Annotated in this window: 13 protein-coding genes; 6 read left to right on the top strand and 7 right to left on the bottom strand. The window is 68.5% G+C overall.

All coding sequences use genetic code 11. The features are described from left to right. Position 1 precedes the first annotated feature (1 nt). The 6 genes from V5F48_RS16275 to V5F48_RS16250 all read left to right on the top strand — a co-directional run bounded on the left by V5F48_RS16275 (position 2) and on the right by V5F48_RS16250 (position 5,864). Positions 2–931, top strand: coding sequence for an NAD(P)-dependent oxidoreductase (locus tag V5F48_RS16275; RefSeq protein WP_394259546.1), 930 nt, complete (start codon positions 2–4; stop codon positions 929–931). A gap of 163 nt (positions 932–1,094) precedes the next feature. Beyond that, positions 1,095–2,138, top strand: a complete 1,044-nt coding sequence (locus V5F48_RS16270; RefSeq protein WP_394259545.1) for an ABC transporter substrate-binding protein — start codon at positions 1,095–1,097, stop codon at positions 2,136–2,138. 82 nt (positions 2,139–2,220) lie between these two features. Further along, a complete protein-coding gene (locus tag V5F48_RS16265; RefSeq protein ID WP_394259544.1) occupies positions 2,221–3,105 on the top strand; it encodes an ABC transporter ATP-binding protein in 885 nt (294 codons plus the stop codon). 73 nt (positions 3,106–3,178) lie between these two features. After that, positions 3,179–3,937 carry an ABC transporter permease gene (locus V5F48_RS16260; RefSeq protein ID WP_394110034.1) on the top strand — a complete coding sequence of 253 codons (759 nt, stop codon included), beginning with the start codon at positions 3,179–3,181 and terminating at the stop codon, positions 3,935–3,937. 42 nt (positions 3,938–3,979) lie between these two features. Further along, positions 3,980–4,390: a carboxymuconolactone decarboxylase family protein gene (locus V5F48_RS16255; protein ID WP_394109980.1), complete on the top strand. Its 411-nt coding sequence runs from the start codon at positions 3,980–3,982 to the stop codon at positions 4,388–4,390. Positions 4,391–4,634: 244 nt separating this feature from the next. Beyond that, entirely contained in the window at positions 4,635–5,864 is a 1,230-nt protein-coding gene (locus V5F48_RS16250) for a lytic murein transglycosylase (protein WP_394259590.1), read from the top strand. 182 nt (positions 5,865–6,046) lie between these two features. Here V5F48_RS16250 and V5F48_RS16245 read toward each other — a convergent pair whose 3' ends face one another. The 7 genes from V5F48_RS16245 to V5F48_RS16215 form a co-directional block, all read right to left on the bottom strand. Further along, a complete protein-coding gene (locus V5F48_RS16245; RefSeq protein ID WP_394259543.1) occupies positions 6,047–7,408 on the bottom strand; it encodes a bifunctional folylpolyglutamate synthase/dihydrofolate synthase in 1,362 nt (453 codons plus the stop codon). Between the two features lie 52 nt (positions 7,409–7,460). Then, on the bottom strand, positions 7,461–8,354 hold the full coding sequence (accD, locus tag V5F48_RS16240) for an acetyl-CoA carboxylase, carboxyltransferase subunit beta (protein ID WP_394259542.1): 894 nt from the start codon (positions 8,352–8,354) through the stop codon (positions 7,461–7,463). 223 nt (positions 8,355–8,577) lie between these two features. After that, positions 8,578–9,417, bottom strand: coding sequence for a tryptophan synthase subunit alpha (trpA, locus tag V5F48_RS16235; RefSeq protein WP_394109977.1), 840 nt, complete (start codon positions 9,415–9,417; stop codon positions 8,578–8,580). A gap of 216 nt (positions 9,418–9,633) precedes the next feature. After that, positions 9,634–9,987, bottom strand: coding sequence for a hypothetical protein (locus V5F48_RS16230; protein WP_394259541.1), 354 nt, complete (start codon positions 9,985–9,987; stop codon positions 9,634–9,636). A gap of 2 nt (positions 9,988–9,989) precedes the next feature. Next, the gene (gene trpB / locus V5F48_RS16225) at positions 9,990–11,237 is read right to left on the bottom strand and encodes a tryptophan synthase subunit beta (protein ID WP_394259540.1); all 1,248 of its coding nucleotides are present in this window, start codon (positions 11,235–11,237) and stop codon (positions 9,990–9,992) included. Continuing rightward, positions 11,234–11,986 carry a phosphoribosylanthranilate isomerase gene (locus V5F48_RS16220; protein WP_394259539.1) on the bottom strand — a complete coding sequence of 251 codons (753 nt, stop codon included), beginning with the start codon at positions 11,984–11,986 and terminating at the stop codon, positions 11,234–11,236. Before V5F48_RS16220 ends, trpB begins: the two co-directional genes overlap by 4 nt. Before the next feature lie 75 nt (positions 11,987–12,061). Then, a complete protein-coding gene (locus V5F48_RS16215; RefSeq protein WP_394109973.1) occupies positions 12,062–13,048 on the bottom strand; it encodes a complex I NDUFA9 subunit family protein in 987 nt (328 codons plus the stop codon). Between the last annotated feature and the right edge of the window lie 138 nt (positions 13,049–13,186).

The following is a 13,186-nucleotide window of genomic DNA, read 5'->3' as shown; positions in this document are numbered from 1 at the left end:
CATGGCCATCGGTTTCATCGGCCTCGGCGCCATGGGCGCGCCGCTCGCGACCCGGCTCCTGGAGGCGGGGCACCCTTTGGTGATCCACACGCGACGGCGGGAGGCAGCGGCCCCCTTCGAGGCGCTGGGCGCCACCTGGGCGGCGACGCCCCGGGCGCTGGCAGCCGAGGCCCGCACCGTCTTCACCATGCTGCCGGGACCGGCGGAGGTGGAAGAGGTGGTGTTCGGCGCCGGCGGGCTCTCGGAGGGCTTCGCCCCCGGCTCCACCCTCATCGACATGACCACCAGCGCCCCGAGCGCGGTGCGCAGCATCGGCGCCTCGCTTGCAACGGCGGGCGTGGACCTTCTGGACGCGCCGGTGAGCGGCGGCCCCAAGGGCGCGCGCACCCGCCGCCTCGCCATCTGGGTGAGCGGGCCGGACGATGCCTTCGCGGCGTCGCGCCCGCTGCTCGATATCCTGGGGGACCAGGTGATGCACCTCGGCGCGCTGGGCGCGGCCACCACCGCCAAGCTGGTGCACAATTGCGCCAACTACGGCATCCAGATGGTGCTGGCGGAAGTCTTCTCCATCGGCGTCAAGGCGGGGGTGGATCCGGCCACCTTGTTCGCGGCGATCCGGCAAGGCTCCCTCGGTCGGCAGAATGTGGTGGACCGCCTCGCCGACCAGTTCCTGCCGGGGGCGTTCGACGTGCCGTCCTTCGCCCTCGACCTCGCCTTCAAGGACGTATCGCTGGCGGCCGATCTCGCCCGCGAGAACGGCGTGCCCGCCCGCTTCACCCAGATGACCCTCGCCGACATGACGGAAGCCCGCAACCGGGGATGGGGGCAGCGGGACTCACGGGTCGCCATGCTCGTGCAGGAACAGCGCGCCGGGGTCGACATCAGGGTCGCCCGCGCGGTGCTGGATGGTATTCTAAGTAACGACAAGTAGTATATTATTTCTCTTCCGGGCAGGGCGAGGACGCGCGTGTGGAAGCGGTTGACATCGTCGCGAGTTCACATATTGTCGTACAATAATATGAAAACCAAGAGCCGCCCTGCCAGGCGGTCCCCCAAGCGACCAGACCAACAGAGTCGCACCAACGGAGGAATTGATGTCCCTTGTCTCACGCATGCTCACCGCGGGCCTCTTCGGCCTCGTGTGCCTGTCCCAGGCGCAGGCCGCGCCTCTGGAGAAGCCGAAGATCTCCATCGCCGTGGGCGGCTCCATCAGCCAAATGAACAAGATCGCCTATTTCGTGGCGCTCAATAAGAAATACTTTGAGGCGGAAGGTCTCACCGTCGAGTCCACCGCGTTCAACTCGGGCACCGCCGCGCTTCAGGCGGTTGTCGCTGGCGGGGCAGACATCGGCGAGGGCGCCTTCGAGCACATGCTTCGCCTGCAGGCGAAGGGGCAGGACCTCACCTGCATCACCGTGTTCGGCCGCTATCCCGGCAACGTCCTCGCGGTGCGCGCCACCAAGGCCGGCAGCATCAAGGACGTCGCGGATCTGAAGGGCAAGAAGATCGGCATCTCCGCCCCCGGCGCCTCCACCCATAATTTCGTCGCCCAGCTGCTGCAGCGCGCGGGGGTGAACTGGAAGGACGCGAGCTACATCTCCATCGGCACCGGTGCGAGCGCGGTCGCCGCCATTCGCACCGGCACCGAGCTTGACGCCATCGTCAATCTTGATCCCGCCATCACCTCCCTGACCGATGGCAAGGAGGTGGTGGTGCTGGTGGACAGCCGGAACGCGGAAGGTTCCAAGATCGCCTTTGGCGGGCCCTATCTCGCCGACTGTCTCTATGCCCGAACCGACTTCATCAAGGCCAATCCGAATACGTCGCAGGCCGTCGCCAATGCCTTGGTGCGCGCCATGCAGTGGCTGAAGACCGCCAGCATCGACGACATCATCGCCTCTATTCCCGCCGATTACTACAAGGGCGACGAGGCACTCTACCGCAAGTCCCTGGCGCAGAACCTCTCCGCCTTCCAGTGGGACGGCATCGTCACGCCGCAGGCGGCGGAGAACGTGCTCGCGACCATCACGGTGATGGACCCTTCCCTGAAATCGGCCGGGCTCGACATTCCCCGCACCTATGACAACGGGCTGGTCGAGCGCGCGCTCCAGAAGTACGGCACCGCGAAGAAGCCCTGACCGCAGCGGCGCCGCACCGATCGGCCGTCGCTTGCGACGGCCGATCCCGCTTCGCCCGGCATGAGCAAACCGGAGACCTCCCATGACCCCCTCTGCGACCCAAGGCGGACCACCCGGCGCATTTCCGGCCGCCATCCAGGCGGCGGGCTTAGGCGCCGCCCCCCTCGCCGGACCGGCGCCGGCCCTCCTGTTCGACCATGTGACCATCCGCTTCGGCGCCTATACGGCGGTGAACGATGCCAGCCTGTATGTGGGCGACGGGGAGTTCGTCTCCATCGTCGGCCCCACGGGCTGCGGCAAGTCCACCTTGCTGAATGTCGCCGCCGGCCTGCTGGAGCCCACCGAGGGCGACATCTGCGTCTACGGCCGCTCGCTGGAGGGCATCAACAAGGATGCCGGCTACCTGTTCCAGGCCGATGCGCTGATGCCCTGGCGCACGGCGCTGAGCAATGTCGTCACCGGCCTCGAATATGGCGGCGTCGCCCGTGCGGAGGCCGAGCGGCTCGGAACCGAATGGCTCGCGCGCGTCGGCCTCACCGGCCACGGGGAACGCTTCCCGCACGAGCTGTCCGGCGGCATGCGCAAGCGCGTGGCGCTGGCCCAGACGCTGATCCGCGATCCGAAGATCGTGCTCATGGACGAGCCGTTCAGCGCCCTCGACGTGCAGACGCGGGTGCTGATGGAGAACGAGCTGCTCCAGCTGTGGACCACCTATCGCAAGTCGGTGCTTTTCATCACCCATGATCTGGAGGAGGCGATCTCGCTCTCCGACCGGGTGATCATCCTGTCCGCCGGCCCGTCCACGCGGCCCCTCGCGGAATTCAAGATCGACCTGCCGCGCCCGCGCGACGTGGCCGAGATCCGCATGACGCCGCGCTTCGTCGAACTCTATCACCTCATCTGGGACGCCATGAAAGAAGAGGTCCTGAAAGCCTATGAGCGAAATCAGCGCAAACTTGCGGACTGACGCAATGATCGGCGAAACCCGCCCCCAATCCGGCCTCAAGCCCCGCCCGCAGCGGCGCCCCCGCCGCCGGGCCATGCCCGGCCCGCTCGTCATGACGGCGCTCCAGGCGGCGTTGTTTGCCGCCCTGATCGTCGCCTGGTACGGCCTCGTGCGCAGCAAGGTCCTGCCGGCCTTCTTCTTCGGCGATCCGGTGCTGGTGTTCCACCAGATCGTCACCTGGTTCGTCACCGGCGAGATCTTCGTCCATCTGGCCACCACCCTCATCGAGACGCTGCTGGCCTTCCTGCTCGGCGTGCTCTCGGGCATCGCCGTGGGCCTGTGGCTCGGCCTCTCGCCCATCACTGCGGCGCTGTTCGATCCCTATATCAAGGCGCTGAACGCGATGCCGCGGGTCATCCTCGGCCCCATCTTCATCGTCTGGTTCGGCCTCGGCGTGAGCTCCAAGGTGGCGCTGGGCGTCACGCTGGTGTTCTTCGTGGTGTTCTTCAATGTCTTCCAGGGCGTGCGGGAGGTGAACCCGATCATCCTCGCCAATGCGAAGATGCTGGGGGCGAACCGCAGGCAGTTGCTCACCACGGTCTACATCCCCTCGGCCCTGAGCTGGGTGTTCTCCAGCCTCCACATGTCCGTAGGCATGGCCTTCGTGGGTGCGGTGGTGGGCGAATATCTCGGCTCCGCCCGCGGCGTCGGCTACCTGATCCTGCAGGCGGAGGCGACGTTCGATGTCAATGCCGTATTCGCGGGCATCATCGTGCTCACCGTCTTCGCCCTGGTGCTCGATCTCGCTGTGACGATGATTGAGAAGCGGCTCATCGTCGGCCGGCCGAAGTAAAGCAGGCCGCATTTCTTCCCGAAACATTTCAAGGACACGATCATGACCAGTCAGACCGAGCCGCAGAGCCTGCTCGAACAGGGAATGGAAATCCGCAAGGCGGTGCTGGGCGCCGCCCATGTGGAGCGCTCCATGGCCAATGTGGACGAGTTCGCCCGCCCGCTGCAGGAGCTCGTTACAGAATATTGCTGGGGCGCCATCTGGGGCCGGCCAGGGCTGGAGCGCAAGACGCGCAGTCTGCTCAACATCGTCATGCTCTCGGCGCTGAACCGCCCCCACGAGCTGAAGCTGCATGTGCGCGGCGCGCTGACCAACGGCGTCACCCGGGACGAGATCCGTGAGGTGGTGCTCCAGATGGCCATCTATTGCGGCGTGCCGGTGGCGCTGGAGACCTCCCGCATCGCCCAGGAGGTGTTCAAGGAGGTGGACGTGGCGGCAGCCACGGGCGCCTGAGCCAACAGCTCTGCCAGCCGGGTGGTGCGGGGCCGCCCTCGAGCCTTTGAGCGTATCTGCGTGCGGGCGGCCAGGTTGCGGTCCATAGTTGGACAGCAACCTGGCCGCGGGCGAGCAGTGCGATCCGCACATCGCGCTCAAAGGCCAGGACCTCGCCGGCCCTCGGTACACTGCGTTCACGGCTGGGCCGGTCCGTGCTAGCGTTATCCGTGCACAATTTCGAAATTGGAGCGTGAGCGTTTCATTGCGATCAGGTTGCCGCACCCTCATCCTCGCACTGCTGCTTGCCGCGCTGGCATGGCACGCTCCCGCCCGCGCGGCGGATGCCGCCTTCACACAGTTCCTCGCCTCGCTCTGGCCGCAGGCGCAGGCGGCCGGCGTCTCGCGCGAGACGTTCGAGCGGGAGACGCGGGGCCTTGAGCCGGATTACAAGCTGCCGGATCTCGTCCTGTCGGGACGGCCTGCGACCGGTGCGTCCGCGCAGGCGGAGTTCGTGCAGGTGCCGGCCAACTATGTGAAAGAATCCACCATCGCGCGGCTCGCCGCCGAGGGCCAGCGGCTGATGCAGAAGCATCGGGCTGCGCTCGACCACATCGAAAGCCGGTTCGGCGTGCCGGCACCGATGGTGCTCGCGCTGTGGGGCCGCGAGACCGATTACGGCCGCTACACCTCCCCCCATGACACGCTGCGCGTGGTGGCGACCCAGGCCTATGTGGGCCGCCGCAAGGAGCAGTATCGCGACGAGTTCATCTTCGCGCTGAAGATCCTTGATGACGGGGTGGTAACGCGCAAGGACTTTCGTTCGTCGTGGGCCGGCGCCACCGGCCTGACCCAGTTCCTGCCGTCCGAATACTATAAGCACGGCGTTGATCTCGACGGCGATGGCCGCGTTGATATCTGGCATTCGGTGCCGGATGCGCTGGCCTCCGCCGCCAAGCAGCTCGCCGACAAGGGCTGGCAGCCCGGCGTGCGCTGGGCCTACGAGGTCCGCGCACCGGCGAATGCCGACTGCACCCTCGGCGTGCCCGAAGTGCAAAGGCCGATCGGCGAATGGCAGCGCGCCGGCTTTGCGCCGGTGCAAAGGCTCTCAGCCGCCGAGCAGGCGCAGCCGGCATCGCTGCTGCAGCCCGAAGGCAATTATGGCCCGTCCTTCCTCACCACGAAGAATTACTTCGTGATCAAGCAGTACAATTTCTCTGACCTCTATGTGCTGTTCGTCGGCCATCTCTCCGACCGCATGGTGAACCCGCAGCGCTTTGCGACACCATGGACCGCCTCGACGCAGCTGCGCACGAAATCGGTGGAGGCGATGCAGAAGCATCTGGCGGGCCTCGGCCTCTACACCGACAAGATCGACGGCAAGGCGGGCATGCTGACCCGCGCGGCGCTCGGGGCCTACCAGAAATCAGCCGGACTGAAGGTGGATTGCTGGCCGAGCGAGGCGGTGCTCCAATCCACGGGCGCGGCGAGATAGGGGCCGGCCGTCGCCCATCCGTCGGGAGTAATACGAATGGCCCGTGTGCCAAGCCCGCGCGGCGCTTGAGCGTCACCCACTCGGCATCGGTCGAAGACAAAAGGCCGATGGTATGAGGCGCCCGGCGCGTCCCCGTTGCCGTCGGCCAGGCTCCAGCAGGATCGCGTTCGCTTGAGGTGGGATCAGGTCGGCTCGGCGCCGTTGGCGGCGAGCACCGCCCCGGCGAGGTAGAGCGAGCCGGAGATCAGCACCCGCGGCGGCGGCACCTGCGAGGTGCGGGTGATGCTGTCGAGGGCGCTGCCCACGTCGCGGGCGACCCGCGCCGACATGCCGAGGCCCATGGCGGCGGCAGCCACGTCCTCGGGCTTGAGGCCGGCATGCTCGCCGGGCACGGGCACGGCGATGGCCTCCCGCACCAGGCCTGCGAACGGGGCGAGGAAGCCGGTGACGTCCTTGGTGCCCAGCATGCCGAGGATGAGCACGAGGGGGCGCGAATAGCGCTCCTCCAGCTCGCACAAGGCGTGGGCGAGGGCGGCGCCGCCGGCGGCATTGTGCCCGCCGTCGAGCCACACCTCCACGCCGGCCGGCGCCCGCGCCACCAGCGGGCCCGAGGGCAGGCGCTGGAGCCGCGCCGGCCAGTCGGCCTGGAGGATGCCGGCCTCATGGGCCGCCGGCAGCTTCACCGCGCGCAGCGCGGCCACCGCAAGGCCGGCATTGTCGATCTGGTGCGGCCCCACCAGGCGCGGGCGCGGCAGGTCGAGCAGGCCGTCCTCGTCGGCATAGACGAGCCGGCCGGCTTCCTCGCTGACGTTCCACTGCTGGCCGCGCACGAACAGGGGGGCGAGCTTCTTCGCCGCCGCCCGCTCGATGACGGCGAGGGCCTCCGGCACCTGTGAGCCCACCACCACGGGCCGGCGCGGCTTGATGATGCCCGCCTTCTCGCCGGCGATGGCCTCCACCGAGGTGCCGAGGTAATCCACATGATCGATGGAGACGGGGGTGATCACGCTCGCCAGCGGCTCGGCCACCAGATTGGTGGCGTCGAGCCGGCCGCCGAGGCCCACCTCCAGCAGCAGCACGTCGGCCGGATGCTCGGCGAACAGCAGGAATGCCGCCGCCGTGGTGATCTCGAACAGGGTGATGGGATGGCCGCCATTGGCGGTCTCGGTCCGGTCGAGGGCCTCGGCGAGGGCCGCGTCGGACACCAGCACGCCGCCCCCAGGCGCGCCGAGGCGGATGCGCTCGTTGAAGTGCACCAGATGGGGCGAGGTATAGACGTGTACCCGCTGGCCCGCCGCCTCCAGCATGGCGCGCATGAAGGCGATGGTGGAGCCCTTGCCGTTGGTGCCGGCCACATGGATCGTGGATGGAACCCGCCGCTCCGGATTGCCGAGGGCATCCAGCAGCCGCCCCATCCGCGCGAGGGACAGATCTATTTTCTTGGGATGGAGCGCGGCGAGGCGCGAGAGGATCTCGCCGGTGGCGCGGGCGGGCACGGGACGGGGGATGGGGCGGGGCAAGGGACGGGGCTGGGCCATGTTCATTCTCGCGCGGGCGCGCTGCAGCAAAGTGCTGGCGCCCGCTGACGCGTCCTTGTCAGGCCGCTTCGGGGCGGGGCAGGCGACCCTTGGGCGGCAGGGCCGGCGCCTTCATGAGCATGCGGCACAGGCGGCCCAGCGTGTCGCGCATCTGGTGGCGATGCACCACCATGTCGAGCATGCCGTGCTCGTGCAGGTATTCGGCGCGCTGGAAGCCGTCCGGCAGCTTCTCGCGGATGGTCTGCTCGATCACCCGCGGGCCGGCGAAGCCGATGAGGGCGCCCGGCTCGGCGATCTGGATGTCGCCCAGCATGGCGTAGGAGGCGGTGACCCCGCCGGTGGTGGGGTTGGTGAGCACCACGATATAGGGCTTCTTGGTCTCGCGCAGTTCCTGGATGGCGGCGGTGGTGCGCGGCATCTGCATGAGGGACAGGATGCCCTCCTGCATGCGCGCGCCGCCTGAGGCCGCGAACATGATGAAGGGCGTGCCCTTCTCGGCGGCGGTCTGGAGCCCCTTCACCACCGCCTCGCCGGCGGCCATGCCGAGCGAGCCGCCCATGAAGCCGAAATCCTGCACGGCGATGGTCACCGGCAGCTCGGTGAGCATGCCGGTCGCCACCTTCACGGCATCCTGGTAGCCGGTCTTGGTGCGGGCATCCTTGAGGCGGTCGATGTAGCGGCGTTCGTCGCGGAACTTCAGCGGGTCGGTGGCCACCTCCGGCAGCGCCACTTCTTCATAGGCGCCGTCGTCGAAGGTGTTCTTCAGCCGCTTCACCGCATCCATGCGCATATGGTAGCCGGATGCGGGGATGACGTAGAGGTTAGCCTCCAGGTCCTTGTGGAACACCATCTGCCCGGTTTCGGGGCACTTCACCCAGAGATTCTCGGGAACCTCGCGGCGCGCCAGGAAATCACGGATCTTCGGGCGGACGACGTTGGAAATCCAGTTCACGGGCGATCTCCGGAAGGCGGGCGGACAGCCGCGCTGCGGCGCACACCAATATGCTCCCATGTAATGGCAAGCGCGACGCGGCGAAAGTGCGGCAGGACGAAGCCGGGCCGCACATTCGTCCATCAAGGTGCCTCCTTGCCAAGTGCCTTCTTGCCAAGGGCCTCCTTGCCAGGCGCCTCCTTGCCAGGTGCCTCCATCGCCCCTCTTCGGGGGCGCCGGCACTTCAGCGCTTGATGGCGCGCACCGCCTCGGCCAATTCGCTCACCAGCGCCTCGACGCCGGCCAGCGTGTTGGCGGTTGCGTTGCCCTCCTGGTCGAGGGTGCGGCGCACCACCTCCACGAGGGCGGAACCCACCACCACCGCATCGGCGCCGGCGGCGATGGCCTTGGCCTGCTCCGGCGTCCGCACGCCGAAGCCCACCGCCACCGGCAGGTCGGTGTGGGTCTTGATGCGGGCGACGGCGGCGGCCACCAGGTCCGCGTCCGGTGTCGCCGCGCCGGTGATGCCGGTGATGGAGACGTAATAGACGAAGCCCGCCGTATGCTCGAGCACCGTCGGCAGGCGCTTGTCGTCGGTGGTGGGGGTGGCGAGGCGGATGAAGTCGAGCCCCGCCGCGAGCGCCGGCAGGCACAGTTCGTCGTCTTCCTCCGGCGGCAGATCCACCACGATGAGGCCGTCCACCCCCGCCGCCTTGGCGTCGGCAAGGAAGCGTTCCACGCCATAGACGTAGATGGGATTGAAATAGCCCATGAGCACCACCGGCGTGGTGGTGTCCTCGGTGCGGAAGACGCGGACCATCTCGATGGTCTTGGCCAGGGTCTGCCCGCCCTTGAGCGCGCGCAGGCCCGCCGCCTGGATGGCCGGGCCGTCGGCCATGGGATCGGTGAAGGGCACGCCCAGCTCGATCACATCCGCCCCCGCGCCGGGCAGCGCCTTGAGGATGGCAAGCGAGGTCTCCCCGTCCGGATCGCCGGCCGTGACGAAGGTGACGAGGCCGGGGCGGCCTTCCTCTTTCAGCGCGGCGAAACGGGTGGAGATGCGGGTGGTCGCCTGCGTGGTCATGGGCCTGCCTGGATGGAAAGAACGGACGGGGCGCGGGAGAGAGGCCCCTGGGAACGCGCACCTTATACCCGTGGCCCATGAGCTTGGCTCTTCCATGAGCCTGGCTCTTGGGACACGGCTCAAGCCCGCGCGGCGCTTGAGCGTACCCAATTGAGTACCCACTTGGGTACCCAATTGGTCCCCCTCGGCATCGGTCGACGACCGAGGCCGAGGGTCTTATTTGTGGCCGGTGATGGTGCAGGTGGCGCGGTTTGCCGACGTGCCGCCGAGCAGGCGCACTTGGTCGCTTCCCGTCACCCCGGGCACGATGGAGAACAGGGTGGTGGACGACTTGCCCAGCGCGCGGTTGCCGGCGAAGAATTCGCAGGCGACGTAGGCCTCCGAGATAGGCGCGGTGGTGCCGTTCTTCACCGAGACCGAGATGAAGGCCCCCGCCGGGTCGGTGATGACCTTGCCGGTGGTGAGCTGGAGCGCGGCGGTTTGGGCCAGGGCCGGAGCGGCCAGGCCGGTAACGCCGGCCCCCACGCAGGCGGCAATACTGAAGGCAAGAACGGCGGAAAAAGGCTTCATGGCTACGCCCCCAGGCTGGTGCCGAGAATGTCCGCCACCTGGGGCACGTCCTTGTCCCCGCGGCCGGAGAGGTTGACCACCATCAGGTGTTCCTTGGGAAGCTTGGGCGCGAGCTCGACCACCTTGGCGATGGCATGGGCGGTCTCCAGCGCCGGAATGATGCCTTCGAGCCGGGTGAGCAGCTGGAAGGCGTCGATCGCCTCCTGATCGGTGCAGGACAGGTAGGTGGCCCGGCCCACGTCGTTGAGCCAGGAATGCTCCGGCCCGATGCCCGGATAATCGAGGCCGGCCGAGATGGAATGGGCCTCCTGGATCTGGCCGTCGTCGTCCATGAGCAGGTAGGTGCGGTTGCCGTGCAGCACCCCCGGCCGTCCGCCGGCGATGGAGGCGGCATGCTCATGGGTGTCGAGGCCGCGGCCCGCCGCCTCCACCCCGAAGATCTCCACGGTGGGATCGTCGAGGAAGGGATGGAACAGGCCCATGGCGTTGGAGCCGCCGCCCACGCAGGCGACCAGGCTGTCCGGCAGGCGGCCTTCCATCTCCTGCATCTGCGCGCGGGTCTCGCGGCCGATGATGGACTGGAAATCGCGCACCATGGCCGGGTAGGGGTGCGGCCCCGCCACCGTGCCGATGCAGTAGAAAGTGTCGTGCACGTTGGTGACCCAGTCGCGCAGCGCCTCGTTCATGGCGTCCTTCAGGGTGCGCGAGCCGGACTGCACGGGCACCACCTCGGCGCCCAGCATCTTCATGCGGAACACGTTGGGGGCTTGGCGCTCCACGTCCACCGCGCCCATGTAGACCACGCACTTCAGCCCGAAGCGCGCGCACAGGGTGGCGGTGGCGACGCCATGCTGGCCGGCGCCGGTCTCGGCGATGATCCGCTCCTTGCCCATGCGGCGGGCGAGCAGGATCTGGCCGAGCACATTGTTCACCTTGTGGGAGCCGGTGTGGTTCAGCTCCTCGCGCTTCAGGTAAATCTTGGCGCCGCCGTCGCCGCCGGCGGCCGCGGAAACCCCGCGCAGGTGCTCGGTGAGGCGTTCGGCATAATAGAGCGGCGAGGGGCGGCCCACATAATGGGTGAGGTAGCCGGCCATCTCCGCGTGATAGGCGGGGTCCGCCTTCGCCGCCTCGTAGGCCTGCTCCAGCTCCAGGATCAGCGGCATCAGGGTCTCGGCGACGAAGCGCCCGCCATGGATGCCGAAGTGACCCCGGAAATCGGGGCCGGTGCGATAGGAATTGAGAGCGGTCACGACGCACGCACTTTCGATGAGAGATCTTCAGGCCCCCGTGCCGGTTCCGCGCGGGTCGGCTTGGCTTGGGGCGGTTGGTCGGGCACGCCGGCTTCGGCGCGGCGGACGGCGGCGACGAAGGCGCGGATCTTGTCCGGTGATTTCACCCCCGGCGCATCTTCCACGCCAGACGATACGTCCACCCCGTCCATCCGGACCTCGGCAAGGGCCTGCGACACATTGTCGGCAGTGAGGCCACCGGAAAGCATGAGCGGGCGCCCGACGTCAAGGCCGGCGACGAGGCGCCAGTCGAACGGGCGTCCGTTGCCGCCGGGCAGGAGCGCGCCGGGATCGGGCTTGGCGTCGAACAGGATCATGTCGGCCACCTCGGCGAACGCAGGCAGCATGGCGAGATCCTCCCGCCGGCCCACCGGAAGGGCCTTCATGACCGGAAGGCCGAAGCGCGCGCGGATGGCGGCGATGCGCTCCGGCGTCTCCTGGCCATGCAACTGGAGGAGATCGGGGGAGAAGGCGGCCACCACCTGCGCCAGCAGGGTGTCGTCCGGGTCCACCAGCAGCGCCACCTTGCGCGCCCGACCCTCGACCCGCGCCGTGAGGCCGGGCGCCTCGGCGAGGGAGAGGTGGCGCGGGCTCTTGGGAAAATGGACGAAGCCCACCAGATCGGCGCCCGCCGCGAGCGCCGCGTCCAGCGCGTCCGCGGTCCTGATGCCGCAGATCTTCACGTCGAGGCGCCTTAGGTCGCTTGCCATCGTCTCAGCCTTGCGCGCGCCGCCTGAAGTCCTGGCCCGGATTCTGGCCCGGATCCCGGCTCGGGCGCATGGTGATCACGTCTCCACGTGGGTGAACTGGCCGGCCTTGCGGAAGCGCCAGAGATAGGTGGGCAGCACCGTCGCGAGGGCGGTGGGGGTGATGTCGAGGCCGGCGAAGGTGCGCCCTTCGGCCTTGGCGGCGTCCGAGACCACATTGTCCGTGCGCAGCATGGCCACCTGGTCGGTGGTGAGCGGCGCGCCCGGCGCCCATTGGGTGAGTCGCGCCATCAGGTTGGCGACGCCGAACGGCAGGTCCACCAGCAGGCGCTTGTGGCAGACCTCGTGCAGCATCAGTTCCATCAGCTCGCGGAAGGTGCGCACCTCCGGCCCCCCCAGCTCGTAGGTGGTGCCGGCCTTGGCCTTGCCGTCCACCGCCTTGAGGATGGCGGCGGCCACGTCGCCCACGAACACGGGCTGGAAGCGGGTCACCCCGCCGCCGATCAGCGGCAGCACCGGGGAGAGGCGCGCCATGGCGGCGAAGCGGTTGAAGAAGTCGTCCTCCGGCCCGAACAGCAGGGAGGGACGGAAAATGATGGCGTCGGCCGCCGCGGCCCGCACGGCGGCCTCGCCCTCGGCCTTGCTGCGGCCGTAGCCGGAGGGGGAGTTGGCATCGGCGCCGATGGCGGAGACGTGCACCAGCGGCGCGTCTTCCCGGGCCGCGGCCTGGGCGATGGCGCGGGCCCCGAAGGCATGGACCGCATCGAAGCTCTGGCGGCCCGACTGGGCGAGCACGCCGACAAGGTTCACCACCGCCTCGGCGCCATCCACCGCGCGGGCGACGCTCTCGGGATAGCGCACGTTGGCCTGGCTGACCTGGATCTGGCCGACGAAGCCGAGGGGCTGGAGGAAGCCCGCCAGCTCCGGCCGCCGCACCGCCACGCGCACGCGATAGCCGCGCATGGCGAGCGCCCGCACCACATGCCGCCCGAGGAAGCCCGAGCCGCCGAACACGGTCACAAGGCTGTCGCTTACAGGACGATCGGTCACCGTCACATCGCTCATGCCGAACCCCCGCTCGCCGGCCTCGCGCCGGCCCCTGTGGTGTTGGATCTGCCGGGACGCTTCCGCGGCGCCAGCACGCCCCTATATAGTGTGCGACGAGCACATACGCGATGCGGGACCCCTCCGTAAAGGCGCTCC

The organism is Xanthobacter autotrophicus ATCC 700552 (assembly GCF_043194565.1).
GTDB classification, from domain to species: domain Bacteria; phylum Pseudomonadota; class Alphaproteobacteria; order Rhizobiales; family Xanthobacteraceae; genus Xanthobacter; species Xanthobacter autotrophicus_F.
This window is presented reverse-complemented; position numbering and strand designations above follow the sequence as displayed.

What these genes read in the sequence shown, in the direction of transcription:
- V5F48_RS16220 (WP_394259539.1), bottom strand. Translation starts at nt 11,986, where the DNA reads ATGGCAAGCGACCTAAGGCGCCTCGACGTGAAGATCTGCGGCATCAGG.
- V5F48_RS16270 (WP_394259545.1), top strand. Translation starts at nt 1,095, where the DNA reads ATGTCCCTTGTCTCACGCATGCTCACCGCGGGCCTCTTCGGCCTCGTG.
- V5F48_RS16230 (WP_394259541.1), bottom strand. Translation starts at nt 9,987, where the DNA reads ATGAAGCCTTTTTCCGCCGTTCTTGCCTTCAGTATTGCCGCCTGCGTG.
- V5F48_RS16260 (WP_394110034.1), top strand. Translation starts at nt 3,179, where the DNA reads ATGCCCGGCCCGCTCGTCATGACGGCGCTCCAGGCGGCGTTGTTTGCC.
- V5F48_RS16245 (WP_394259543.1), bottom strand. Translation starts at nt 7,408, where the DNA reads ATGAACATGGCCCAGCCCCGTCCCTTGCCCCGCCCCATCCCCCGTCCC.
- V5F48_RS16215 (WP_394109973.1), bottom strand. Translation starts at nt 13,048, where the DNA reads ATGAGCGATGTGACGGTGACCGATCGTCCTGTAAGCGACAGCCTTGTG.
- V5F48_RS16275 (WP_394259546.1), top strand. Translation starts at nt 2, where the DNA reads ATGGCCATCGGTTTCATCGGCCTCGGCGCCATGGGCGCGCCGCTCGCG.
- V5F48_RS16255 (WP_394109980.1), top strand. Translation starts at nt 3,980, where the DNA reads ATGACCAGTCAGACCGAGCCGCAGAGCCTGCTCGAACAGGGAATGGAA.
- trpA (WP_394109977.1), bottom strand. Translation starts at nt 9,417, where the DNA reads ATGACCACGCAGGCGACCACCCGCATCTCCACCCGTTTCGCCGCGCTG.
- V5F48_RS16265 (WP_394259544.1), top strand. Translation starts at nt 2,221, where the DNA reads ATGACCCCCTCTGCGACCCAAGGCGGACCACCCGGCGCATTTCCGGCC.